Origin of the sequence: Jiella pacifica (genome assembly GCF_010500815.1) — a bacterium.
Lineage (GTDB): Bacteria > Pseudomonadota > Alphaproteobacteria > Rhizobiales > Rhizobiaceae > Jiella > Jiella pacifica.
This window is the reverse complement of sequence record NZ_JAAAMG010000002.1, coordinates 135,730-157,988: the sequence shown is the minus strand read 5'-3', so window position 1 is coordinate 157,988 and position 22,259 is coordinate 135,730. Positions and strand designations below refer to the sequence as shown.

The 22,259-nt window shown below is 66.7% G+C and carries 19 protein-coding genes; 12 read left to right on the top strand and 7 right to left on the bottom strand.

Annotated elements, in window-relative coordinates; translation table 11 throughout:
* Positions 1-5 precede the first annotated feature (5 nt).
* On the bottom strand, positions 6-842 hold the full coding sequence (locus GTK09_RS03460) for an AAA family ATPase (RefSeq protein WP_163461107.1): 837 nt from the start codon (positions 840-842) through the stop codon (positions 6-8).
* Positions 843-1,176: 334 nt separating this feature from the next.
* On the opposite strand from GTK09_RS03460, the gene GTK09_RS03455 reads away from it, so the two are divergent.
* Positions 1,177-2,376: an MFS transporter gene (locus GTK09_RS03455; RefSeq protein ID WP_163461106.1), complete on the top strand. Its 1,200-nt coding sequence runs from the start codon at positions 1,177-1,179 to the stop codon at positions 2,374-2,376.
* Here the strand turns inward: GTK09_RS03455 and GTK09_RS03450 are convergent.
* A complete protein-coding gene (locus GTK09_RS03450; RefSeq protein ID WP_163461105.1) occupies positions 2,343-3,026 on the bottom strand; it encodes a DapH/DapD/GlmU-related protein in 684 nt (227 codons plus the stop codon). The two genes, GTK09_RS03455 and GTK09_RS03450, sit on opposite strands and share 34 nt — an antisense overlap.
* Entirely contained in the window at positions 3,001-4,191 is a 1,191-nt protein-coding gene (locus GTK09_RS03445) for an OpgC family protein (protein WP_163461104.1), read from the bottom strand. Before GTK09_RS03445 ends, GTK09_RS03450 begins: the two co-directional genes overlap by 26 nt.
* A gap of 195 nt (positions 4,192-4,386) precedes the next feature.
* On the opposite strand from GTK09_RS03445, the gene GTK09_RS03440 reads away from it, so the two are divergent.
* From GTK09_RS03440 to GTK09_RS03425, 4 genes are all read left to right on the top strand, one after another.
* Positions 4,387-4,536 carry a hypothetical protein gene (locus GTK09_RS03440; RefSeq protein ID WP_163461103.1) on the top strand — a complete coding sequence of 50 codons (150 nt, stop codon included), beginning with the start codon at positions 4,387-4,389 and terminating at the stop codon, positions 4,534-4,536.
* A 79-nt stretch (positions 4,537-4,615) separates the two neighbouring features.
* Complete coding sequence (locus GTK09_RS03435; RefSeq protein ID WP_163461102.1) at positions 4,616-5,206, top strand: SCO family protein; 591 nt, start codon at positions 4,616-4,618, stop codon at positions 5,204-5,206.
* Positions 5,207-5,384: 178 nt separating this feature from the next.
* Positions 5,385-7,298 (top strand): cation:proton antiporter, encoded by a 1,914-nt coding sequence (locus GTK09_RS03430; protein ID WP_163461101.1) that lies wholly within the window; start codon positions 5,385-5,387, stop codon positions 7,296-7,298.
* A gap of 2 nt (positions 7,299-7,300) precedes the next feature.
* On the top strand, positions 7,301-8,191 hold the full coding sequence (locus GTK09_RS03425; protein WP_163461100.1) for a 50S ribosomal protein L11 methyltransferase: 891 nt from the start codon (positions 7,301-7,303) through the stop codon (positions 8,189-8,191).
* Between the two features lie 126 nt (positions 8,192-8,317).
* Here GTK09_RS03425 and GTK09_RS03420 read toward each other — a convergent pair whose 3' ends face one another.
* Positions 8,318-8,521, bottom strand: coding sequence for a hypothetical protein (locus tag GTK09_RS03420; protein ID WP_163461099.1), 204 nt, complete (start codon positions 8,519-8,521; stop codon positions 8,318-8,320).
* Between the two features lie 256 nt (positions 8,522-8,777).
* Here GTK09_RS03420 and GTK09_RS03415 point away from each other — a divergent pair, with 256 nt between their 5' ends.
* Positions 8,778-10,598 (top strand): aminopeptidase P family protein, encoded by a 1,821-nt coding sequence (locus tag GTK09_RS03415; RefSeq protein WP_163461098.1) that lies wholly within the window; start codon positions 8,778-8,780, stop codon positions 10,596-10,598.
* 40 nt (positions 10,599-10,638) lie between these two features.
* On the opposite strand, the gene GTK09_RS03410 is transcribed toward GTK09_RS03415, so the two are convergent.
* Positions 10,639-11,061, bottom strand: coding sequence for a BA14K family protein (locus GTK09_RS03410; RefSeq protein WP_246217680.1), 423 nt, complete (start codon positions 11,059-11,061; stop codon positions 10,639-10,641).
* A 276-nt stretch (positions 11,062-11,337) separates the two neighbouring features.
* Between GTK09_RS03410 and GTK09_RS03405 the strand changes: the two genes are divergently transcribed.
* Complete coding sequence (locus GTK09_RS03405) at positions 11,338-11,976, top strand: DsbA family protein (protein WP_163461097.1); 639 nt, start codon at positions 11,338-11,340, stop codon at positions 11,974-11,976.
* A gap of 629 nt (positions 11,977-12,605) precedes the next feature.
* Here the strand turns inward: GTK09_RS03405 and GTK09_RS03400 are convergent.
* On the bottom strand, positions 12,606-13,511 hold the full coding sequence (locus GTK09_RS03400) for an ATP-binding protein (RefSeq protein WP_163461096.1): 906 nt from the start codon (positions 13,509-13,511) through the stop codon (positions 12,606-12,608).
* Positions 13,512-13,774: 263 nt separating this feature from the next.
* Between GTK09_RS03400 and yajC the strand changes: the two genes are divergently transcribed.
* The 5 genes from yajC to GTK09_RS03375 all read left to right on the top strand — a co-directional run bounded on the left by yajC (position 13,775) and on the right by GTK09_RS03375 (position 20,122).
* Positions 13,775-14,119 carry a preprotein translocase subunit YajC gene (yajC, locus tag GTK09_RS03395; protein ID WP_163461397.1) on the top strand — a complete coding sequence of 115 codons (345 nt, stop codon included), beginning with the start codon at positions 13,775-13,777 and terminating at the stop codon, positions 14,117-14,119.
* A gap of 127 nt (positions 14,120-14,246) precedes the next feature.
* Entirely contained in the window at positions 14,247-16,844 is a 2,598-nt protein-coding gene (gene secDF, locus GTK09_RS03390; RefSeq protein ID WP_163461095.1) for a protein translocase subunit SecDF, read from the top strand.
* A 3-nt stretch (positions 16,845-16,847) separates the two neighbouring features.
* On the top strand, positions 16,848-17,231 hold the full coding sequence (locus tag GTK09_RS03385) for an Mth938-like domain-containing protein (protein ID WP_163461094.1): 384 nt from the start codon (positions 16,848-16,850) through the stop codon (positions 17,229-17,231).
* A 122-nt stretch (positions 17,232-17,353) separates the two neighbouring features.
* Positions 17,354-18,208 (top strand): phytoene/squalene synthase family protein, encoded by an 855-nt coding sequence (locus GTK09_RS03380; protein ID WP_163461093.1) that lies wholly within the window; start codon positions 17,354-17,356, stop codon positions 18,206-18,208.
* 93 nt (positions 18,209-18,301) lie between these two features.
* Positions 18,302-20,122, top strand: a complete 1,821-nt coding sequence (locus tag GTK09_RS03375) for a DUF4153 domain-containing protein (protein ID WP_163461092.1) — start codon at positions 18,302-18,304, stop codon at positions 20,120-20,122.
* 61 nt (positions 20,123-20,183) lie between these two features.
* Here the strand turns inward: GTK09_RS03375 and trmFO are convergent, their stop codons facing one another.
* A complete protein-coding gene (trmFO, locus tag GTK09_RS03370) occupies positions 20,184-21,605 on the bottom strand; it encodes a methylenetetrahydrofolate--tRNA-(uracil(54)-C(5))-methyltransferase (FADH(2)-oxidizing) TrmFO (protein ID WP_163461091.1) in 1,422 nt (473 codons plus the stop codon).
* Between the last annotated feature and the right edge of the window lie 654 nt (positions 21,606-22,259).

Below are 22,259 nucleotides of genomic sequence, written 5' to 3'. Positions count from 1 at the left end.
CGTCTTCAGCCCCGCCGTGCCAGAAACGCCAGCCGCTCGAACAGATGCACGTCCTGTTCGTTCTTCAGGAGCGCGCCGTGCAGCTTCGGCAGGACGCTGGTCGCACTTTCGCGCAAGTCCTTGGCCTCGACGTCCTCGGCGACGAGAAGCCGGATCCAGTCGAGCGCCTCCGAGGTCGACGGCTTCTTCTTCAGGCCGGGCTGCTCGCGGATCTCGTAGAACTGGGTGAGGGCGGCGCGAACCAGATCCTGCTTGATGCCGGGATAGTGGACGTCGACGATCCTTTGCAGCGTCTCGGAATCGGGGAACTGGATGTAGTGGAAGAAGCAGCGGCGCAGGAACGCGTCCGGCAGCTCCTTCTCGTTGTTGGAGGTGATGACGACGATCGGCCGGTGCCGCGCCGCAATCGTCTCCCCGGTCTCAACCACGTCGAAGCTCATCTTGTCGAGCTCCTGGAGAAGATCGTTCGGAAACTCGATGTCGGCTTTGTCAATCTCGTCGATCAGGAGAACGACCCGTTCCTCCGAGGCGAAGGCATCCCACAGCTTGCCGGGCCTGATGTAGTTGCGGATGTCATGCACCCGCTCGTCGCCGAGCTGGCTGTCGCGCAGCCGCGAGACGGCGTCGTATTCGTAGAGGCCCTGTGCCGCCCGGGTGGTCGACTTCACCGTCCATTGCAGGAGCCGCAGGCCGAGCGCCTCGGCGATCTGAAAGGCGAGTTCGGTCTTGCCGGTGCCGGGCTCGCCCTTGACCAGCAGGGGCCTTTGAAGCGTGATCGCGGCATTAACGGCGACCATCAGGTCCTTGCCGGCGACATAAGACTTGGTTCCGGTGAAGCGCATCGGGTATCCTGAAGATCGGTGTCTCGACGGGGAAATCGCGTCAGCCTGTTCCGGCGGCACGGCGCCCGTCGTCGGCCGCCAACGATAGGCTTCGGCGGCGGGCTTGCAAGCCCGAAGGGCGGGGGCATTTGACTGTGCGTCGCCGCTTTCGCGGCTTTCGGTCCCTGGATTCTTTCGTAGTTGCGAATAGGTAGGCGCTGGTGCCGCCAGCGGGTTCGCCCCGCTCGGCGCGCGGTTCCAAACGGTTATCCTCGACGGTTCATCGGAATGCGACAGGCAGGCTCTTGCGGCCCGTTGCTTCGAACGGCCGCTCCTCAGACGGAAACGAGCATCGATGAGCCAACCCGCGACCAAAGCTGCGTCGGGACGCGACAATGCCGGCCTTGGGCCGACGCTGACGTTTCTCTTCGCCCTGTCCTGCGGGGCGCTGGCGGCGAACCTCTATTACGCCCAGCCGCTGGTCTCGCTGATGGGATCGGACATCGGCCTGCCGGTGGCGGCGGAGAGTTCGATCGTCACGCTCGCCCAGATCGGCTACGCCATCGGCCTGGTCTTCCTCGTCCCCCTCGGCGATCTTCTGGAAAATCGGACGCTCATCCTCGCGACTATGGCGGCAAACGTCGTCAGCCTGGCCGGTCTTGCCTTCGCGCCGGGGCTTGCCGCGCTGTTCGCCGGGATGCTGGTCGTCGGCGCGACCTCCTGCGCGGCCCAGATGCTGGTTCCGCTCGCCGCCAACCTGGCGCCGGAGGAACAGCGCGGCGCGGTCGTCGGCAACGTCATGAGCGGCCTTCTCGGCGGCATTCTCCTGGCCCGCCCGATCTCGAGTTTTCTCGCCGACTACGTCGGCTGGCGGGGCGTCTTCGGGCTGTCCGCCGGATTGATCGCCATCCTGGCGCTCGTCTCGCTCGCATTGCTGCCGCGGCGTGTTCCCGGCGGCGAGCGCGGCTACTGGAGCCTGATCCGCTCCCTCGGCAAGCTGTTCGTCGAAGAGCCGGTGCTGCGCCGGCGCGGGCTCTATCACGCCGCGATGTTCGCCGCCTTCTCGCTGTTCTGGACGGCGGCGCCGATCGTTCTCCTGCAGGATCCGTTCGACTTCACGCCGAGCGGCGTCGCCCTGTTCGCGCTGGCGGGCGTCCTCGGCGTCTTCGCCGCGCCCGTCTCGGGGCGGCTCGCCGATCGCGGCCATTCGCGCATCGGCACGGTCGCGGCGCTGTCGATGGTGATCGCCGCCTTTCTCGTCGCGACCTACGGCTCGTCGCTCGCCGCCCTGGTCATTGCCGCCGTCGCCGTCGATCTCGGCGTTCAGGCCAATCTGGTCTTCGGCCAGCGCGAGATCTACCGCCTGGCGCCGAACATCCGCAACCGCCTCAACGCCGTCTACATGACGACGTTCTTTCTCGGCGGGGCGGCCGGCTCGGCGATGGCGAGCCCGGTCCTTCAACACTTCGGCTGGCTCGGCGTCTGCGTGATCGGCATGGCGATGCCGGGCGCGGCGCTGGTCTATTTCGCGCTGGCGGAAGGCACGGGAGACTGATTCTCCCATTTGTCGAGAAAGGCCTCGATCGCCAGCGTCTGCATGTCCGGAACGGCGTCGAACAGCGTCTCCAGCGGCCAGTCCCACCACGAGAGGGCCGCGATACGCGCGGCGATCGGGGCGGGAAACCGGTCGCGAATCGGCCCGGCCGGAACGCCGGCGACGATCATGTAGGGCGCGACGTCCCGGGTGACGACGGAACCGCCGCCGATCACCGCCCCGTCGCCGACCGAAACGCCCGGCATGACGATCGCTCCGTGGCCGATCCAGACGTCGTTGCCGATCGTCACGGCATGTGCCTTGCGGGTTTCCACGACGCTCTGGTCGACGGCAAGCCAGCGGAAATATTCGTTCGGCCGGTAGCTGATCTTGTGGGTGGTCAGCCGCTCCAGCGGATGGGCGAGGGCGTTGATCCGGACATTCGCCGCGATCGAGCAGAACTTGCCGATCCGGGTGTAGACCGCTTCGCCGCCGCGCTCGAAATAGGAAAAGTCGCCGACCTCCACCTCGCGCAGAACGACGCGGGGCCCGATCTCGGCATAGCGCCCGAGCCTGGTCTTCTTCAGCTCCGCCGTCGTCGCGATCCTCGGTTCGGACGGCCGAAAGCGCAGCTCTTCGAAATTCTCAGGTCGCGGGATCTCTTGCGGCATTGCTCATCGGGGGTAGAACTTTCGGCGGCTGCCAACCGTAGTCCCGATCGTCGGTGGATGCCACCAGCATCGAGCGCTTCGGGGATGCCGACGGCCTGCGCTTGCGGCGGTCGAGGTGAACCGCCAGCAACAGCTGGATGGCGACGCCGAGGACGACGAGCCCGACTTCCAGCGGTAGAGGGAGGCCGTTCGAGCCGATGACGAACGCCGTGACGATGTCGGACAGGATGGTGCCGGTGACGAAGACCGGCAGACTGTTTCGGCCGGCTGCAAAGATCGGCCGCAGCCAGCCGGTGGGGCTGGTCCGCCTCAGGACCTCGAGGTTGAAGACGACGTAGACGATGGCAAGCGCGTTGATCAGCCGCAAGGGGCCCTCGCTCGTCTTCGAGACGAGAAAGCGTAACGGCCCGTCGGTGGCATAGCCGCCGAAATGGGCGAGGAGATTGGCCGGGACGGCGCCCACGCAGAAGGCGAGGGCGGCAAGGAACAGCCATCGCCTGTAGGGAAACGCCACCAAGCCCTGCCGGACCCTAAGGCCGGCGAGAATGCCGATCAGAAAGACGATCTGCCAGGAGAACGGGTTGAAATACCAGACGCCCTTCGGCTGGGAGAGATCGATCAGACCGACATGGAAGAGCCCCGCCGAGAGCCACAGGAGGATCGAGGCGGCGACGGCGAGGCGCGGCGATCGCCCGATCAGCGCGAACCAGAGCGGCACGGTGGGGATGAGAACGATGTAAAGCGGCAGGATGTCGAGTTCCGCCGGCAGGTAGCGCAGAAACAGCGCCTCCATGGCAAAGCGCGCGGGATCCTCGGCCAACGGCTGCAGCGACCAGTTCGACAGGAGCGTTTCGTGGTTGGGGAGCGGCACGAGGAAAACGGCTGTCGTCAGCGCCAGCAGCAGCGTAAGATGGACCCGGTAGAGCTTGAAGCTTCGCGCCAGCGTGCGGGCTGCGACCGTGGCGAAGTCGGCGCGGCCGGCGGCGGGATGATAGGCGAGAACCGCCGACATCCCGGCCATCATCACGAAGAGCTCGGCCGCGTCGGAAAAACCGCGGCTTTGCTGCAGCATTTCGGAGAAGGAGACGCTGGCATGGTCGACGAAGATCAGCAGCAGCGAAATGCCGCGAACGAGATCGATGCGGTTTTCGCGCAGGGGCGACATCGGGCTGTTGTCCGGCTCAAACGATGACGTGAAGTCTTGTTCCGACTACGCTGCCACCGTGGCCGGAGACAGGCCCGTCAGGTTGCAGGGGAGGCGAAAATTGCCGGCGCCGTTAACGCATCGCTTATGCCCAGCGCGGGATTTTAAGGGAATTTTCGTCAAGATGTCGCCATCGAAGCCGGCTCGGGGGCAGTTATGACCAAGCCTGCCTCTTCACGCCGGATGGCCGCTTCCGGCGTCGCCGCGCTGCTTGCGCTGGCGGTCCTCGGCTTCACGCTGTGGCTTGATCAGGGCGAGGCACTTTTCGTAAGGCTGGCGGCGGACGCGTGGGCGAGCTGCTTTTGATGATGCCGCCCGATGGCGTCGACGTCCCGCAAGAGGCCGCGGCGGCCAGATCTTGCGAACGATATGCGGAGTGGTGACGATGAAGACTGGCACGATCATCCAGGCGGGCCTGTGGGCCGTGGTGGCGCTGGTGGCGGGCGCCCTGATCTTCACCTATCTGCAGATTTCGCAGCAGGGCGGGGCTGCCGACGCTCCGTACGGGACGCCCTTCACCCTCGTCGACCAGAACGGCAAGCCCTTCGCTTCGTCGGAACTTTCGGGCGAGCCATACGCCCTGTTCTTCGGCTACACGCATTGCCCCGACGTCTGCCCGACCACGCTCTACGAGCTCGCCTCGCATCAACAGGAGATCGAGAAGGAGGGCGGCGATTTCAGGATCGTCTTCGTGACCGTCGATCCCGCCCGGGACACACCCGGGATCCTGAAGGAATACGTCGAGGCGGTGTCGCCGCAGATCGTCGCTCTCACCGGCGATCAGTCCGAGATCGCCGAGACGGCGAAGGGCTGGGGCGCGTTCTATCGCAAGTCGGGCGAGGGCGAGGACTACCTGATGGACCACACGGCGACGACATTCCTGATCGACGGGGACGGCCGGCTCGCCGGCACCATCGCCTATGGCGAGGATCCCAAGACCGTGACGGCCAAGCTTGAACGGCTGGCCGGCGTCTGATCCTGCCGATCCTCCCGCAGCTTCGCGCGCCATATCGAGCGGCAACCGGCGGAACCCAATTCCGCCAATCCGATTGAGGCAGACCATGGGCCGCCTCGACGCGCGCCATATCTTCCACCTTGCCGAATGACTCTGCCGGGACGAAACTTCCGCGCGTAACCGACAGGATCAGACATCCATGCACGATCTCGCCATGCAACTCGCCGTCATCGGCGTGGCCGGCATCGCTTCGCAATGGCTGGCATGGCGCTTCCAGATCCCCGCCATCGTCATGCTGCTCGGCGTCGGCCTTCTCTTCGGTCCGGTCACTGGCTTGATGAACCCGCGGGCGGATTTCGGTGAACTCTATACTCCGCTGGTTTCGACGGCAGTGGCGATCATCCTGTTCGAGGGCGGACTGACGCTGAACTTCCGGGAGATCCGCGAGACCTCGACGGCCGTGCGCCGCGTCGTCCTGGTTTCCGGGCCGATGGTCTGGATCATGACGGCGATCACCGCCCATTACGTCGGCGCGATGTCGTGGCCCGTCTCGATCATTCTCGGCGCGCTTCTCGTCGTCACCGGCCCGACCGTCATCATGCCGCTTCTGCGCCACGCGCGGCTGCGCCCCCGGCCGGCCTCGATGCTGAGATGGGAGGCGATCCTCAACGATCCCGTCGGTGCGCTCTTCGCCGTCGTGTCCTTCGAGGTCTATCTGGTCCTGCGCGGCGCCCACGACGCCGAAAACCTCTTCTTCACGACTATCCTCGCTTTGGTCGTCGCGGTCGCAGGCGGCATCATCGCCGGGCGGACGCTTGCGCGCTTCTTCACCCACGGCCATGCGCCGGAATATCTCAAGGCGCCGATCCTTCTCGCCGTCGTCGTGGCGATGAACGCCGTCACCAACCTCCTCCTCGAAGAAGCAGGTCTTCTGACCGTGACGGTGATGGGCGTCACCATGGCGAACGCCCGGCTCGCCAGCCTCAATGAGCTCAGGCGCTTCAAGGAGACGATCACCGTCCTGCTCGTCTCGGGCCTCTTCATCATCCTGACGGCGTCGCTGCAGCGCTCGGTCATCCTCAGCCTCGAATGGCGGGTGGTGGCGTTCCTCGTCATGGTTCTTGTGGTCATTCGTCCGATCGCGATCTTCGTCTCGACGATCGGGGCGGGGCTCGAATTCAAGGAGCGGCTGCTGGTCTCGTGGATCGCGCCGCGCGGCATCGTGGCGGTGGCGGTGGCAGGCCTCTTCGGCGCGACGCTATCGCGCTACGGCCTTCCCGATGCCGACCGCATGGTCGCCTACACCTTCGCCGTCGTCGCCGCGACGATCATCCTGCACGGTTTCACGCTGCAGCCGCTCGCCCGCATCCTCGATCTGCGCGTCACCAATCGGCCCGGCATCCTCATCGTCGGCGCCTCGCGATTTTCCATCGCGCTGGCGCAGCGTCTGAAGGCGCAGAACGTGCCGGTGCTGATCGCCGACTCCAACTGGTCGCATATTTCCGAGGCCAGACTCGCCGAGGTGGAGGTCTGGTTCGGCGAAATCCTGTCGGAGGAGGCGCATCACTCTTTGGATCTGTCGCGCTTCGACCACATGATCGCTGCCACCGATAACGACGCCTACAACGCCCTCGTCTGCACCGATTTCGGCGCCGAGATCGGCCGCTCCGAGGTCTTCCAGATCAGCTCGGCCACCGGCCGCCCGCAGACCAGCGGCGCCCGCCACACCATGCATTTCGCCCTTGGCGGGATACCCCTGTTCAAGCCTCCGCGCAGCTACAACCAGGTGCGCGACCACGTCATCGACGGCTGGGCCTTCCAGGCGACGCGGCTGTCGGAGGAGTTCGGCATCAAGGAATTCCACGATACGCGCCCCGACGAGACGCTGCCCATCCTCTGGATCCGCCCGTCGCAGGAGATCATCTTCGCTGCCGCGGAAGGGGCCGGCGAGCCGGGACCGGGAGACACGATCGTGTCCTTCGGACCGCCGCGCGCCGAGCGCGACCAGGAGAAGATCGTCCGCGGCACGTTGACCGAACGGGAGGCGAGGCGCGAAAGAGCCCGCAAGACGGGCGAAGAGGTTTCCACCAAACAGGCCGAAGGGACGAGCTGACCGTGCAGGTTCGATACTTCGTGACGGTCTCGCGCAGCGAAGCCGAAATCGCATATTCCAGGCTCGGTGTCGCCTTCGAGGACGAAGGCGCGCCGGTCGCTATCACCGAGATTGACGAGGCGGCGGACCGGTGGGAGGTCGCGGCCTATCTCGATGCGGGTGATGAGGCCGAAGCGGACACCGACCGGACCGAGGAGTTCCGCAATATTGCCGGGCTTGGGCCCGACGCCGAGATCGGCCGCGAGGCGCTGCCGGACCAGGATTGGATGGCGGCCGTGCTGGCCGAGCTGAAGCCCGTGCGGGCCGGCCGCTTCGTCGTCCACGGGGCCCATGACCGCGACAAGATCGGCGCGCACGAGCTTTCCATCGAGATCGAGGCGGGGCTGGCCTTCGGCACCGGCCATCACGGCACGACAGCCGGATGCCTGACGATGCTGGATCGGGTCGTCCGGCTGCGAAGGCCGCGCTCGGCGCTGGATCTGGGAACCGGCAGCGCGGTGCTCGCCATCGCGCTCGCCAAGCTGGCGCGTGTCGGCGTCGTCGCCACCGACGTCGATCCGGTCGCCGTCGCGGTGGCAGAGGCGAATGTCGGCGCCAATGGCGTCTCCGCTCTGGTCGAGACGGCACGCGCCGACGGGTTCGCCGCGGTCGCCATCCGGCGTCGCGCGCCTTACGACCTGATCGTCGCCAACATTCTCGCCGGGCCGTTGATCGCCCTTGCACCGGGCTTTCGCCGGCATGCCACAAGTCGGGCAGACGTCATTCTGTCCGGAATCCTGACCGGCCAGGCCGCAGCGGTCCGCGCGGCATTCCGCGCCCAGGGCTTCGTCCACGTGGATACGTTGACCCTCGGCGCCTGGGTGACGCTGCATCTTCGCCGCGCCTCGGCCTGAAGTGCAACCGGCAAAGAAATGGCCCGGCACTCGCAGGGAGCCGCCGGGCCATCGATTTGAAACTCGTCTTCGCCGCGCTCGGCGGGCCATTCCATGCAGCGCGCGCTGCTGGAGCGCGCCACCGGCTCAGCCGCGCTGCGGCGCGCGGCTCTCGAACTGCGAGGGCATTTCGCCGTCGAAGAGTTCCGTCCCGAAGCGCTTGCCGTAATGGGTGGCGATGTAGCGGCGCGCCTCGCGCTCCCGGGCTTCCATCATCCGGTTGAGGACGCTGCGCATGATGCCGACGCTCTGCTGGCGCGGGCGGGTGGTGTTCGTCTCGTTGTTGGCCATTTGCTATCTCCTTCAGAAAGCTGGTTCCGGCCTCCCCTTGCAATGCAATATGACGGCGTTGCCCGCAGGTCGGTAGTCCCGCGGCCGCATAGGTCCCTTCCGCATATTGCAATGCAGCATCACCCGCTTGTTCACTGAATGATAAGGCTCGCCTCGCCGCCGCTTGGCGGCAGACCACGTCGCGGTCTTGCGATGTCCGGGAAAATACCGGACACAGGCGGAAAGGGGCGCGGCGAGGCCGCGGAAAGAGGCGGGCATGTTCCAGAATTTCGATAGTTCCAGCGATTTCTCGAAAAGCGCCGAACGGGTCGAGGCGTTGCGATCGCGCCTGAAAGAGGCGGGCGTCGACGGCTTCGTCGTGCCGCGCGCCGACGAGCACCAGGGCGAATACATTCCCCCCTCCGCCGCGCGGCTCGAATGGCTGACCGGCTTTTCCGGCTCGGCCGGCGCTGCCGTCGTGCTTCAGGACCGGGCAGCCATCCTGGTCGATGGACGCTATACGCTGCAGGTGCGCGATCAGGTCGACGTTGCCGTCTTCGAACCGCTCTCGTCGATCGAGACGCCGCTATCGACCTATCTCGAGCGAGAGGCCGCCGGCCTGCGGATAGGCTACGATCCGTGGCTTCACACCATCGCCGAGGTCGAGCGGCTGCGCGACGTCATGGCGGCGACGGGCGGCGAACTCGTCGCCCTCGACCACAACCCCATCGACGTGGTCTGGCCCGATCGTCCGGCGCCGCCGAAAGGCCGCGCCTTCCTGCATGGCGACAACCTCGCCGGCCGGGCGTCGCGCGAAAAGCTCGACGAGATCCGTGCGGCAATCGGCAAGGCGAAGGCCGACCTCGCCGTTCTCACCGATCCGTCCTCGATCGCGTGGACCTTCAACATCCGCGGTGCCGACGTCGACCACACGCCGCTCATGCTTGCTTTCGCCATCGTGCCCACCGAGGGCAAGCCACGGCTCTACGTCGATCCGGACAAGCTGGACGAGGGCGTCGCGGGCCACCTTTCGACCCTTGCCGACATCCATGGGCCGGATGAATTCGAGAGCGATCTGGGCACTATGGCAAGAGATCGCGCCGCGGCTCTCGATCCCGGTCTCGCCGCGGCCCGGCTCGCCGAGATCGTCGAGGCGGCCGGCGGCGCGGTGGTGCAACTCGCCGATCCCGCCCGGCTGCCGCGCGCGATCAAGAACGAGGGCGAACTCGCCGGCAGCCGGGCGGCCCACCGCCGGGACGGCATCGCGATGGTTCGCTTCCTCTCTTGGCTCGATCGCCAGGCGCCGGGATCGACGGACGAGATAACGGCTGCCGAGCGTCTCGAAGCCTTCCGGGCCGAGGCCGGCAAGGCGGCCGGCATGGCGCTGATGGACATTTCCTTCGACACCATTGCCGGCGCGGGGCCGAATGGCGCGATCGTCCACTACCGGGTCAACCGGCAGACCAACCGGACGCTCGGCGCCGGCGAACTCTTCCTGATCGATTCGGGGGCGCAATATCTCGACGGGACGACGGACATCACCCGCACCGTTCCAGTCGGCGAACCCGGGCCGCTGATGCGGACCCGTTTCACCCAGGTCCTCAAGGGCATGATCGCAATCTCGCTGGCGCGGTTTCCGAAGGGGACGCGCGGCGTCGACATCGACGTCCTCGCCCGCATCGCCCTGTGGAAGGCCGGCTGCGACTATGCCCACGGCACCGGCCACGGCGTCGGCGCGTTTCTCGCCGTTCACGAGGGGCCGCAATCGATCTCTCGGCGCGGCATGGCGGTGCTGCAGCCGGGCATGATCGTCTCTAACGAGCCGGGCTACTACAAGGAGGGCGCCTTCGGCATCCGCATCGAGAACCTCCTCGTCGTCACGAAGGCCGAAGCGATCGAGGGTGGCGATGCGCCGATGCACGGCTTCGAGACGTTGACGCTGGCGCCGGTCGATCGCCGGTTGATCGACAGGACACTCTTGAGCGAAGACGAGCGCGACTGGCTGAACGCCTATCACGCTATGGTGCGCGAAGCCCTGTCCGCCGATCTGCCGGCCGAGGACGCGGTCTGGCTGGAGGCGGCGACCCGGCCGGTCTGAGCTGCGCCCGCCGCATGCGGGGGGCGAACCTTCAGGGTCTTCAGCGACAGAGGCGCCGGGGGCCGTGATAGGGCTGGAAGGTCCCCGAGCGGGCATCGAAGGAGCGGTACCGCGCATTGCAATAGCGGTACCATGCCCGCGTGTAGGGCCTGGGGCCGTAGCGGACCCGCTGGGGGTGGATCCGGTAGAGCGGGCGCGGCCCATAATCGTAGTACGGGTCGTAGTAGTATGGCGGTTCGGCGACGGACAGACCGAGCCCGATGATGCCGCCGATGACCGCCGCCGCTCCGGCATCGATCCCGTGATGATGACGGTGGTAACGCCAGTGTCCCGCTTCGGCCATGGTCGAGCCGACAACAGGCGTTCCAACCGGAAGCGTCGCGGGGGCGACGATGAGCGCGACGGCGGTTGCAAGCACTGTCAGCGAGAGCCTCGACAACATGCGCTTCGGGGTGAATGCCATGGTGATTGCCTCCCGGTTGCTCGAAGCAGGCTGTGCGGCCGTGGCGCTGGCGATGCGGAGGTCCCCGGTCGGTTTCCGCAGCGCTCCGGTCGTCGTCTCGGGGGGCCGATGCCTCTCGATTTTTGACTGAAATGGACTTGCCGGTCCATCATGGCCGATCTGACTGGCCTATGCAACCAACGGTAGATTTTTTAATCGTCCGATCCATGCGCCCTCTGCCCGCGGCATCGAAGCGAGGCGGGTTCCATCTGGTCGGCACAAGCGTGGAGGTCGTCGATGATCCCGCATCTCGTCTATTTCGCCGATCCGATGTGCTCGTGGTGCTGGGGCTTTTCGCCGGCGATCGACGCCATCGCCAGGAGCCATCCCGATCTGCCGATCCGCCTCGTTCTCGGCGGCCTGCGCCCCTTCACCGAAACACCGATGGACGAGCAGGCGAAGGCGAAGACGCGCCAGCATTGGCAGCATGTCGAGGCGGCGAGCGGTCAGCCCTTCGACTACGGCTTCTTCGACCGCGAGAGCTTCGTCTACGACACCGAGCCGGCGGCGCGCGCCGTCGTCGCCGCGCGGCGATTGGATGCCGGCCACGCCTTTCCGCTGAACCGACGCATCGCCCATGCCTTCTATGCCGAAAATCGCGACGTCACCGACCCGAACGTCCTGATCTCGCTCGCCGCCGAAGAGGGCCTGGAGGCCGAGGCCTTCGCGGCGGTCTTGAACGACGATGCCACGCGCGAAGAGACCCTGGCGGATTTCGCCGTCAGCCAGGCCTCCGGCGTCACCGGATTTCCCACCTTGGTGGCCGGACCTGCCGCCGAAAATCGCGCCGACTACGTCGCCGTTGCCATCGGCTTTCGCCAGACTGAGGCCGTGCTCGAAGCAGTCGGGCAGTTCCTGCGAAACAACGCTTCGTGAGATCCCGCCGATGCAATCACAAATCATCCGGCGCGGCCGACTCGGCGCTCGACTCAAGCGTGGAACTATGCTGTCCTTACGTTAAGAGAGTTGCAGGGCTGTCGTTCCGCTTTGCATTGCCGAGCCCTCTTCACGGAATATTCGGCGGTTGCCGTGCAACGGTGGGATGATCGGAATTGTCAGGCAGGACGCCTGACCTCGGACTCGGACGCGGCGATTGGTTCGGCGCTTTCCGTTCGAGCTCGCTCACCCGGCGGATCGGCCGGAGCCGCGCTTCTCTATCCGGCGGTGGGTCAGCGGCCAGTAAGGCCCATCGTCATCGTCCCGCCGGCTCCTCGGATACCCGGCGTGCCGAAGGGTGTGCGCCGGCAGGTGGGGCGCCTGCCGGCCATGCCTTCGGAGACGCGGCCCGAAGCTGGCCTCGAAGGACGTGGGCCGGACGGCGTTTTCTAAGGACCTGCTCCTTCTCCGACGCCCTTCCAGGCGTCAGCACCGAGAGGCGCCCTTCGTACCGCAAATGCGCCTGCCCGTCGGCACCGTTCCGGTGATGGAAGAGCAACGGCGGCGGTTCGCTCGTGTATCGCGGATGCGGAGCCGGCCTCTCGCTCCATCAGCCGAGCTGAGGATCGTCAGCCGCCGTTGTCGTCCGCGATTCGGAGCGGCCGGCCGAGCCGACCGGCGAGATCCATGATGAACTGATGGGCAACCCGGCCCGAGCGGCTGCCGCGCGTGGTCGCCCATTCGAGCGCTTCCTGGCGAAGTTCGTCTTCCGCAACCAGGCTCGTCAGCCCATAGGCATCGACATAGCCCTCGATCATCGCGAGATATTGATCCTGGCTGCAATTGTGAAAGCCGAGCCACAGCCCGAAGCGGTCGGACAGGGAAACCTTTTCCTCCACGGCCTCGCTGGGATTGATCGCCGTCGAGCGCTCGTTCTCGATCATGTCCCGCGGCAAGAGGTGGCGTCGGTTCGACGTCGCGTAGAACAGGACGTTCTCGGGGCGTCCCTCGACGCCCCCTTCGAGCGCGGCCTTCAGCGACTTGTAGGCGGTGTCGTCGTGATCGAAGGACAGATCGTCGCAGAACAGGAGGATCGGGTAGGGCGCCCGCACCAGGAGATGCATCAGATCCGGCAGGTGAGCGATGTCCTCGCGCGGGATCTCGACGAGCTTCAGCGGCGGCCGCCCGGTGCCCGCCAACTCGGCGTTCACAGCCGCGTGGACGGCCTTCACCAGCGACGACTTCCCCATCCCGCGCGCGCCCCAAAGAAGCGCGTTGTTGGCAGGCAGGCCCTTGGCGAAGCGCGACGTGTTGTCGAAGAGCGTGTCGCGCGACCGGTCGATCCCCTTGAGAAGCACGATCGGCACCCGGTTGACGCGCGGCACCGGTTTGAGCCCCGTCTGCGGTTCGAAGACGAAGCAATCGGCCGCGGCAAAGTCCGGCTCGGTCATCCGACGGGGGCCGAGTCGGCCGAGCGCTTCGGCGACGGCCTCGAGGCCCGCGGCGATCCGGGCGAGTTCGCTCTCGTTGGTCATCACAAGTTCCGTGTGTCTGGAATTCACGATAAGTGGCAGTCGCGTCGCCTTTTGGCCGGCACGCGGCGACGGGACGATGCGGCGACACTGAATAGGCGCTCGCCCGCCCAGCCGCAAATGCCGGCGCTTGTTGCAATGAGGGGGGGCGTTCGTATATTGCGGCCACGTCCGGCGGGTCTTTCGAAAGGCCATCGGGCGCCTTCCGATGGCCTTTCAGAGCCGTTGCGCCCTTTGCCGAAGAACTCTTTCTAGCGAGGTTGATGATGTTCGTCTCCGAGGCTTTCGCCCAGACCCCCGGTGGTATTGCCGGCGGCGGAAGCGAATTGTTGATCAGCATTCTTCCGTTCATCGCGGTTTTCGCGATCATGTATTTCCTCATCATCCGCCCGCAGCGGACGCAGATGAAGAAACGCGCGGAGATGCTGCAGAACATCCGGCGCGGCGATACCGTCGTCACCGGCGGCGGCATCGTCGGGAAGGTGACGAAGGTCCTCGACAATGGCGAACTCGAGGTTCAGATCTCCGAGCAGGTTCGCATTCGGGTGGTGCAGGGCACGGTGAGCGACGTCCGCGTCAAGGGCGAGCCGACGGCTGCGAACAACAAATAGTCAATTGCTTGAATGAACGTCACCTCGTGACGTAATCTCGCCGGGTTCCGCTGTCTTTGCGGCACTCGGCAAACACGCTGAAATCGGACTCGGGCACGGCGCGAGGTCCGCCACTTCCGAGACCGCCATGCTGTATTTTTCGCGCTGGAAGACGATTCTCATCTGGCTGACGGTTCTCATCGGGATCGTCTACGCCGCGCCGAACGTGCTTCCGCGCAACGTCACCGACGCCATGCCCGGCTTCTGGCCGAAGGATTCGGTGACGCTCGGTCTCGACCTCCAGGGCGGATCCTACATCCTCCTGCAGATCGATCGCGAATCGCTCATCCAGGAGCGGCAGCAGGCCGTGCAGGACGAGGTTCGCCAGCTCCTGCGCAACGAGCGGATCGGCTATTCGGCGATTTCTGCGAACGAGCGGGTCGTGACGATACGGCTGCGCGATCCGTCCCAGGCGGATGCCGCGCGCGAGGCGCTCCGTCCGCTGACCCAGTCGATCTCGAGCGGTCTGATGGCGGGCGGTTCGGTGGCGGAAGTCGCGTTGGATGAGCCCCAGCCCGGGGTTTTGACCGCGTCGCTGACCGACGAGGGCGTCCAGTACCGGGTGTCGACCGCGGTCACTCAGTCGATCGAGGTGGTCAGGCGGCGCGTCGACGAACTCGGCACCACCGAGCCGGTCATCCAGCGCCAGGGCGACGACCGGATCATGGTGCAGGTTCCCGGCCTCGGCGATCCGCAGCGACTCAAGGAGCTGTTGAACCAGACGGCCAAGCTGACCTTCCAGCTCGTCGACCAGAGCGAGAATGCCGAGCAGGTCGCGCGGGGCGGGCGTGTGCCGCCGGGCTCTCGGCTTCTCTATACGACCGATACCCCGGCGCAGCCGATCCTCGTACGCAACCAGGTCATGGTTTCGGGCGAGAACCTGACCGATGCGCAGGCCGGCTTCGATCCGCAGACCAACGAGCCGGTCGTCAACATTCGCTTCGATTCGCAAGGGGCGCAGCGCTTCGGCCGCGTGACGCAGGCCAATGTCGGCAAGCCGTTTGCCATCGTCCTCGACGACAAGGTGCTGTCCGCTCCGGTGATCCGCACTGCCATCCTGGGCGGACAGGCACAGATTTCCGGCTCCTTCACCGTCCAGAGCGCCAACGACCTTGCGGTCCTGCTGAGGGCCGGCGCCCTGCCGGCGACCCTCGACATCATCGAGGAGCGCACCGTCGGTCCGGGCCTCGGCGCCGACTCGATCGCCGCCGGCGAGATCGCCGGCATCATCGGCGCGATCGCGGTCGTCTTCTTCATGCTGGCGGCCTACGGCTTCCTCGGCATCGTCGCCAACATCGCTCTCGCCGCCAACGTCATTCTTCTGTTCGCGATCCTCACGGTGATCGGCGCGACGCTGACGCTGCCCGGCATCGCCGGCATCGTCCTGACCGTCGGCATGGCGGTCGATTCGAACGTCCTGATCTACGAACGCATCCGCGATGAACGACGACAGGGCCGCTCTGTGGTCCAGGCGATCGACATCGGGTTTCAGAAGGCGCTGGCGACGATCCTCGACGCCAACATCACCACGCTGATCGCCGCCGTCGTCCTGTTCTTCCTCGGCTCCGGTCCCGTTCGCGGCTTCGCCGTGACGCTCGCAGTCGGTATCATCACGACCATCTTCACCGCCTTCACGCTGACTCGCTGGCTGGTCGCGGCCTGGGTCCGCAGCCGCCGTCCGCGCGAACTGCCGAGGGGCTGGCTCCGTCTCGTCCCGGACGTCACCAGCATCCCGTTCATGAAGGTGCGGTTGAAGATCTTCGGCCTGTCGATGGCGTTGTGCGTCGCCTCGATCGTCTCGCTGTTCGCCATAGGGCCGAATTTCGGCATCGATTTCACCGGCGGTACGCTGATCGAGGTTCAGGCCAAGCAGGGCGAAGCCGACATCGGCAACATCCGCGAGCGTCTGGCACAGGCCGGGATCGCCGATCCGCAGGTGCAGGAATTCGGCACCGACCGTGAGGCGCTGATCCGCATCGGCTCGGCCGGCGAGGTCTCGGACGCCTCGCAGCAGTCGCTGGTCGACAACGCCAGCCAGGCGATCGCCGCGGACTACGACATCCGCCGGACTGAGGTCGTCGGCCCGACCGTCTCGGGCGAGCTTGCATGGGCTGCGATCCTCGGCGTTCTGGCCTCGTTGGTAGCCATCATGTTCTATGTCTGGCTGCGCTTCGAATGGCAGTTCGCCGTGGGCGCAATCATCGCGACGATCAACGACGTCATCCTCACGCTGGGCTTCATCACCGTGACGCAGCTCGACGTCAGCCTGTCCACCGTCGCGGCGATCCTGACCATCGTCGGCTACTCGCTGAACGATACCGTGGTCATCTACGACCGCGTGCGCGAAAATCTCCGGCGCTACAAGAAGATGCCGCTCGGCCAGCTGCTCGATCTGTCGGACAACGAGATGCTGTCGCGAACGACGATGACCTCGGCGACGACACTCCTCGCCCTCGCCGCGCTGTTCGTCTTCGGCGGAGAGGTGATTCGCTCGTTCGTCGCCTCGATGCTGTTCGGCGTCGCCATCGGCACCTTCTCGTCGATCTTCGTCGCCGCGCCGGTTCTGATCTTCTTCAAGCTGCGGCCGACCGATGCCGCCGAGGCGGCGCAGGCCGCCGAGGACAGGGAGAAGGCGGAGGCCGAGGACCCGACCGAGCGTGGCACCACCAATCCGGGCCGAGCCTGATCGATGCCGAAAGGGATCGAGATCCGCGAGGCTCATTTTCCGGGCCGGGCGCCGATCGAGGCCTATGGCAATGGCGGCTTTCGCTTCGCCTCGATGTCGCATCGCGGCTCGATTCTCTGCCTGCCCTCGGGCATCTACGGCTGGCCTGCGACGATCGAGACGCCTTTCGTCGGCGACAGGCTCGACCTCGTCTTCAAGGAGGATATCAAGTTCCTCCTGTTCGGAACCGGCAAGGACATCCGGCGTCTGCCGCCGGGGCTTGCCGAGCGGCTGAAGCGGGCGGGCATTTCCTGCGATCCGATGTCCACCGGGGCAGCGGTGCGGACCTTCAACATCATGCTGTCCGAAGGCCGCCCGGTCGGTGCGGCGCTCGTCGCCGTCGACTGAGGGGCCGCGCGGCCGGAGAGCGCTCCGTTCCCGCTCGAAGGTGGCCGGCGAAATCGGCGTCGGCCCGCGGACGTCGCCGTCTTCGTCGCCAGGCAAGATCAATGCGTCCGCGAGGAGCTTCAATGGCCCGTATCGAGAGCGATCCCTGCCGTGATCTCGTCGAAGAGGCCGACCGCGACCGTGGGCTCTCTCTGGCCTTTGCCGCACAGGATCGACGGGCCGATCTGGCGGCGCTCTACGCCTTCAACGTCGAGGTGGCGCGGGTGCGCGACCAGATCAGCCAGCCGCTGCCGGGCGAGATCCGGCTGCAATGGTGGCGGGACGTGATCGCACAGGCCGGCGCCAGGGACGAGATGCCGGGTGGCGGCGAGGCCGGGCATCCCGTCGCGAGCCGGCTGGTCGACGTCATCGCGCGGCATCGGCTGCCCGTCGCGGCCTTCGATCGGATGCTGGAGGCAAGGATCTTCGACCTTTACGACGATCCGATGCCGTCGCGGCAGCACTTCGAAGCCTATGCCGGCGAGACGGCCTCGACGCTGATCATGCTCGCCGCCACCATCCTCTCGCCGCGCGATGCCGATACCATCGCCGACGCCGCCGGCCATGCCGGCGTCGCCCAGACCACGGCGGGCGTTCTGCGCCTGTTGCCGATCCACAGGGCGCGGCGCAAGGTCTTTCTTCCTGCCGACATTCTCGCCGCGGCCGGCTGTTCGTCCGAGGATCTGATCACGGGCGAGGGGGAGGCGTCGACGCGGGCGGTGGCGGCGATGGTCGCTTTCGGCCGGGATCATGCGGAGAAGGCGCGCGGGCATTTCGCCGGTGTGCCAAAGCCGGTGCGCGCGGCCTTTCTGCCGGCGCTTCTCGCCACGCCATATTTGGACCGCATCGAACGCTCAGGAGCGGAAGTGCTGCGACACCCGCCGGACGTCTCGGCACCCCGCAAGGCCTTTCTCTATTGGCGGTCGATGCGCGGGTGAAACCTTCGTGGAGACAGGTCCGGGACGGCGCAACGCGCTGCTGCGTCTGCCATAGAATCCTTTTCTCGTACGGATGGGCGAATGGACGGCGATATGAACACCGACTCCGAACCTGACCGTTCGCCGCACTGGCGGGGCTGGGCCGGTCGGTTTGCCGGCTCGCTCGCCCATGGCACGGAGACGGCGCTGCTGCGCTTTCCGGTGGCGTGCGTCTGCGTGTGCCTGTTCGCGCTCTTCAGCAACATGGCGGTCGCGGGCGTCGAGTTTCCCGATCCGCGGCGGCTCGTCTGGCTGCTCGCCGCGCTCTTCGGCGCGGCCGCGGCGGCCGTGGCGATTACGCTGGCGGCGGAAGCCCGCGGCTGGCGGCGCCCGGTTTCGCAGGCCTTGGCGCTGGTGGTGGCGCTCGCCGCGGGTGCCGCCCTTTACTGGGGTGGTAGGGCCGACAGCCATCTACCGGCGCTCACTTCGGCGCTGACCCTTGCCATCCCGCTCGCGCCGTATGTCGGTCGAGGTGGGCCCGGCCGCTTCTGGACCTTCGCCCTGTGGGCGGCGGTCGGGGTGGGGCTCGCCTTCCTGTCCGTCCTGCTCTTCGTCCTAGGCCTGTCGGCGATCTTCGAGATGATCCGCTTCCTGTTCGAACTGGGGCTCAGTTCGAGCGACTACGAGCACATCTACACCACGGCCTTCACCCTCGTCGGGCCGCTCTTTGCTCTCGGGCGACTGCCGCGCGACTTTCAGGAACATGCGGAACTCGCCGAGGATCGCCTCGTCGGCGGGGTGCGCCTCCTGGTCGACTGGGTGGCTGCCCCTCTGGCGCTTGCGACGGCCGTCATCCTGCACCTCTACGCCGCGAAGATCGCGGTGACGGGGACCTTGCCGAAGAACGAGATCGGCTGGATCGTCACCTTCTACGCCCTCCTCGTGCTGGCCCTGAGGATTGCCGCCGAGCCGTTTCTGGCAGGCGGGGCCCTGCCGACGCGGCTGTTCGCGCGGCTCTGGCACGTCAGCCTGGTCGTGCCCCTGGCTTTGGGGGCTCTCGGTATCGGGATCCGAATCGGTGCCGAGGGGGTGACGCTGGAGCGCTATTACGTCGCGCTCGCCGTTTTCGCCGCCGCTCTCGTCCTCCTCGTCCAACCGGTTCCCCGGATCGGCCGGGACATCCGCGTGATGGCGGCGATCCCGGTCGTCCTCCTGGCGCTTTCCGCCTTCGGGCCCTGGGGGGCGTCGAGCCTCGTCGGCCGCAGCCAGGCCGGGCGGATCGTCGCCGAATTCGGACAGCGTGTTCCCGGCACGGATTCCATCGCCGTCCGGGCCGGCGGCCGCGGTCCGGAAGCGCAGATCCGGCTTCGTTCGCGGCTGTTCGCCCTCGATGCGGCGGGCCGTCTCGGCGATCTGACGCCGTATCTCGAACCCGAGCTTGCCGAGCGCCTCCAGACGGCACTGCGCAGCGAGCCCGGGCAGGCGATCGCCCTCGTCAACGAGGGGCTCGGGGCGGACGTCTCGGCCTGGGCGCAGGCGCGCCCGCGTGGCTTCGCGGCGCTGAAGCCGGGCGAGATCGACGCCGGCGGCTACGACCGCGTGGCCATCGCCCGGATCGCGACGGCCGATCCGCCATCCGAGGATGCATCCTCGCGGACACGGGTCGAAGGGATGATCTTCACGCTGGAGGGGGACGATCTCGTCGCCGCGCGTGCCGATGCGCGAGACCGGTTTCCGCTTGCCGCCGTGATCGCCGCCCTGCCGCCGGGGCTCTTCACCGCCGACGCGCGGGAAACCGCGCCACCGGTGGTCGATCTCAGCAGCAAGGACGGGCGCAGCCTTCGCCTCGCCATCCGGCGTCTTGCCCAGGACGACGACGGTGCCGTCAGCTTCCTGGAATTCGACGCGTGCTATCGCCTTTCCGAATGGCGGTGAGCGGAGCGGCCGCCGTCGCTCATGGACGGCATGAAGGTGGCGTGACCGACCCGACGAAGGCCTACTCGGCCGCCTGCCGCGTCTCGGCGCCTGCGAGCCAGGCCGCGAAGTCGGCGAGCGCCCGGCGGGATAAGGCGTTCTTCTTGGCGACGGCCTTTTCCTTGCCACGGAAGCGCTTCTGCCCTTCCGGCTTCTGGATGGCGCCGGGCTCCAGCGGCGCGAACAGGCCGAAATTGACGTTCATGGGCTGGAAGGAGCGCTTGCCACCCTCTTCCTCGTGGGCGAGATGGCCGCCGGTGATGTGGGCGAGCAGAGCACCCATGGCGGTCGTCTGCGGCGGCGAAAGGAGCGTCTCGCCGCGCCGCTCGGCGGCGGTGAAGCGCCCCGCCATCAGCCCGACGGCGGCCGATTCGACATACCCCTCGCAGCCGGTGATCTGCCCGGCGAAGCGGACATGCGGGCGCGCCTTCAGCCTGAGCGACGCATCGAGCAGCACCGGCGAGTTCAGATAGGTGTTGCGGTGGAGGCCGCCGAGACGGGCGAACTCGGCGTTCTCGAGTCCCGGGATCATCCGGAAGATCTCGGCCTGCGCGCCGTATTTCAGCTTCGTCTGGAACCCGACCATGTTGTAGAGGGTGCCGAGCGCATTGTCCTGACGAAGCTGGACGACGGCATAGGGCTTCACCTCGGGATCGTGGGCGTTGGTGAGGCCCATCGGCTTCATCGGGCCGTGCCGGAGCGTCTCGGGTCCGCGCTCGGCCATCACTTCGATCGGCAGGCAGCCGTCGAAATAGGGCGTCCCTTCCCAGGACTTGAACTCGGCGCGATCGCCCTCGACGAGGGCGGCGACGAAGCGCTCGTAGATGTCTTTGTCGAGCGGGCAGTTGATGTAGTCCTTGCCCGTGCCGCCCGGGCCGACCTTGTCGTAGCGCGACTGGAACCAGGCCTTGTCGAGGTCGATCGAGTCGAAATGGACGATCGGCGCGATGGCGTCGAAGAAGGCGAGGGCGTCCTCTCCCGTGGCTTGGCGGATCGATTCGGCGAGCGAGGGGGCTGTGAGCGGTCCGGTGGCGACGATGGTCGTGCCCCAGTCTTCGGGTGGCAGCCCGTCGACCTCGCCGCGCTCGATCGTCACCAGGGGATGCTCGGCGAGCGCCCGAGTCACGGCCGCGGAAAAGCCCTCGCGGTCGACGGCGAGCGCACCGCCCGCCGGAACCTGATGCCTGTCGGCCGTCGCCATGATCAGCGAGCCGGCGAGCCGCATCTCGGCATGGATGACGCCGACGGCGTTCGCCGTCGCGTCGTCCGACCGGAACGAGTTCGAGCAGACGAGCTCGGCGAGCCCGTCGGTCTTGTGCGCCTCGGTGCCGCGCACCGGCCGCATCTCGTGCAGGATGACGGGAATGCTGGCCTCGGCGATCTGCCAGGCGGCCTCGGAGCCGGCGAGACCGCCGCCGACGACGTGAATGGGTTGATTGCTCATGTCCGGTATTTAAGCGATGCGCCGGCGAAGCGAAACCGCGCCGTGCCACCGAATGCGGCGGGGCGCGGCCTTTTTTAACACCAGGAACGACAAAGCCCGTCGGGGGAGGACCGACGGGCTTCGCTTTTCTGACCTGCATTTGGGAGGAGGATCTGCAGGCCGTATCCGCTCCGGCCCGGGAGGAGGTGGGCCATCGCGAAACCTTCAAACTCTCGGGTTCCGAATGAGCCCGCCGGGGGAGGACCGGCGGGCTGCATCGGATGGTCTGCCTATTCGGGAGGAGGTTGGCAGACCGTTTTCGCCTCGGCCCGGGAGGAGGTGGGCTTTGGCAAACCTTGAAACTCTTGGGTTCCGAATGAGCCCGCCGGGGGAGGACCGGCGGGCTGCATCGGACGGTCTGCCTATTCGGGAGGAGGTTGGCAGACCTCTTTCGCCTCGGCCCGGGAGGAGGTGGGCTTCGGCAAACCTGGAAACTCTTGGGTTCCGAATGAGCCCGCCGGGGGAGGACCGGCGGGCTGCATCGGATGGTCTGCCTATTCGGGAGGAGGTTGGCAGACCTCTTTCGCCTCGGCCCGGGAGGAGGTGGGCTTCGGCAAACCTGGAAACTCTTGGGTTCCGAATGAGCCCGCCGGGGGAGGACCGGCGGGCTGCATC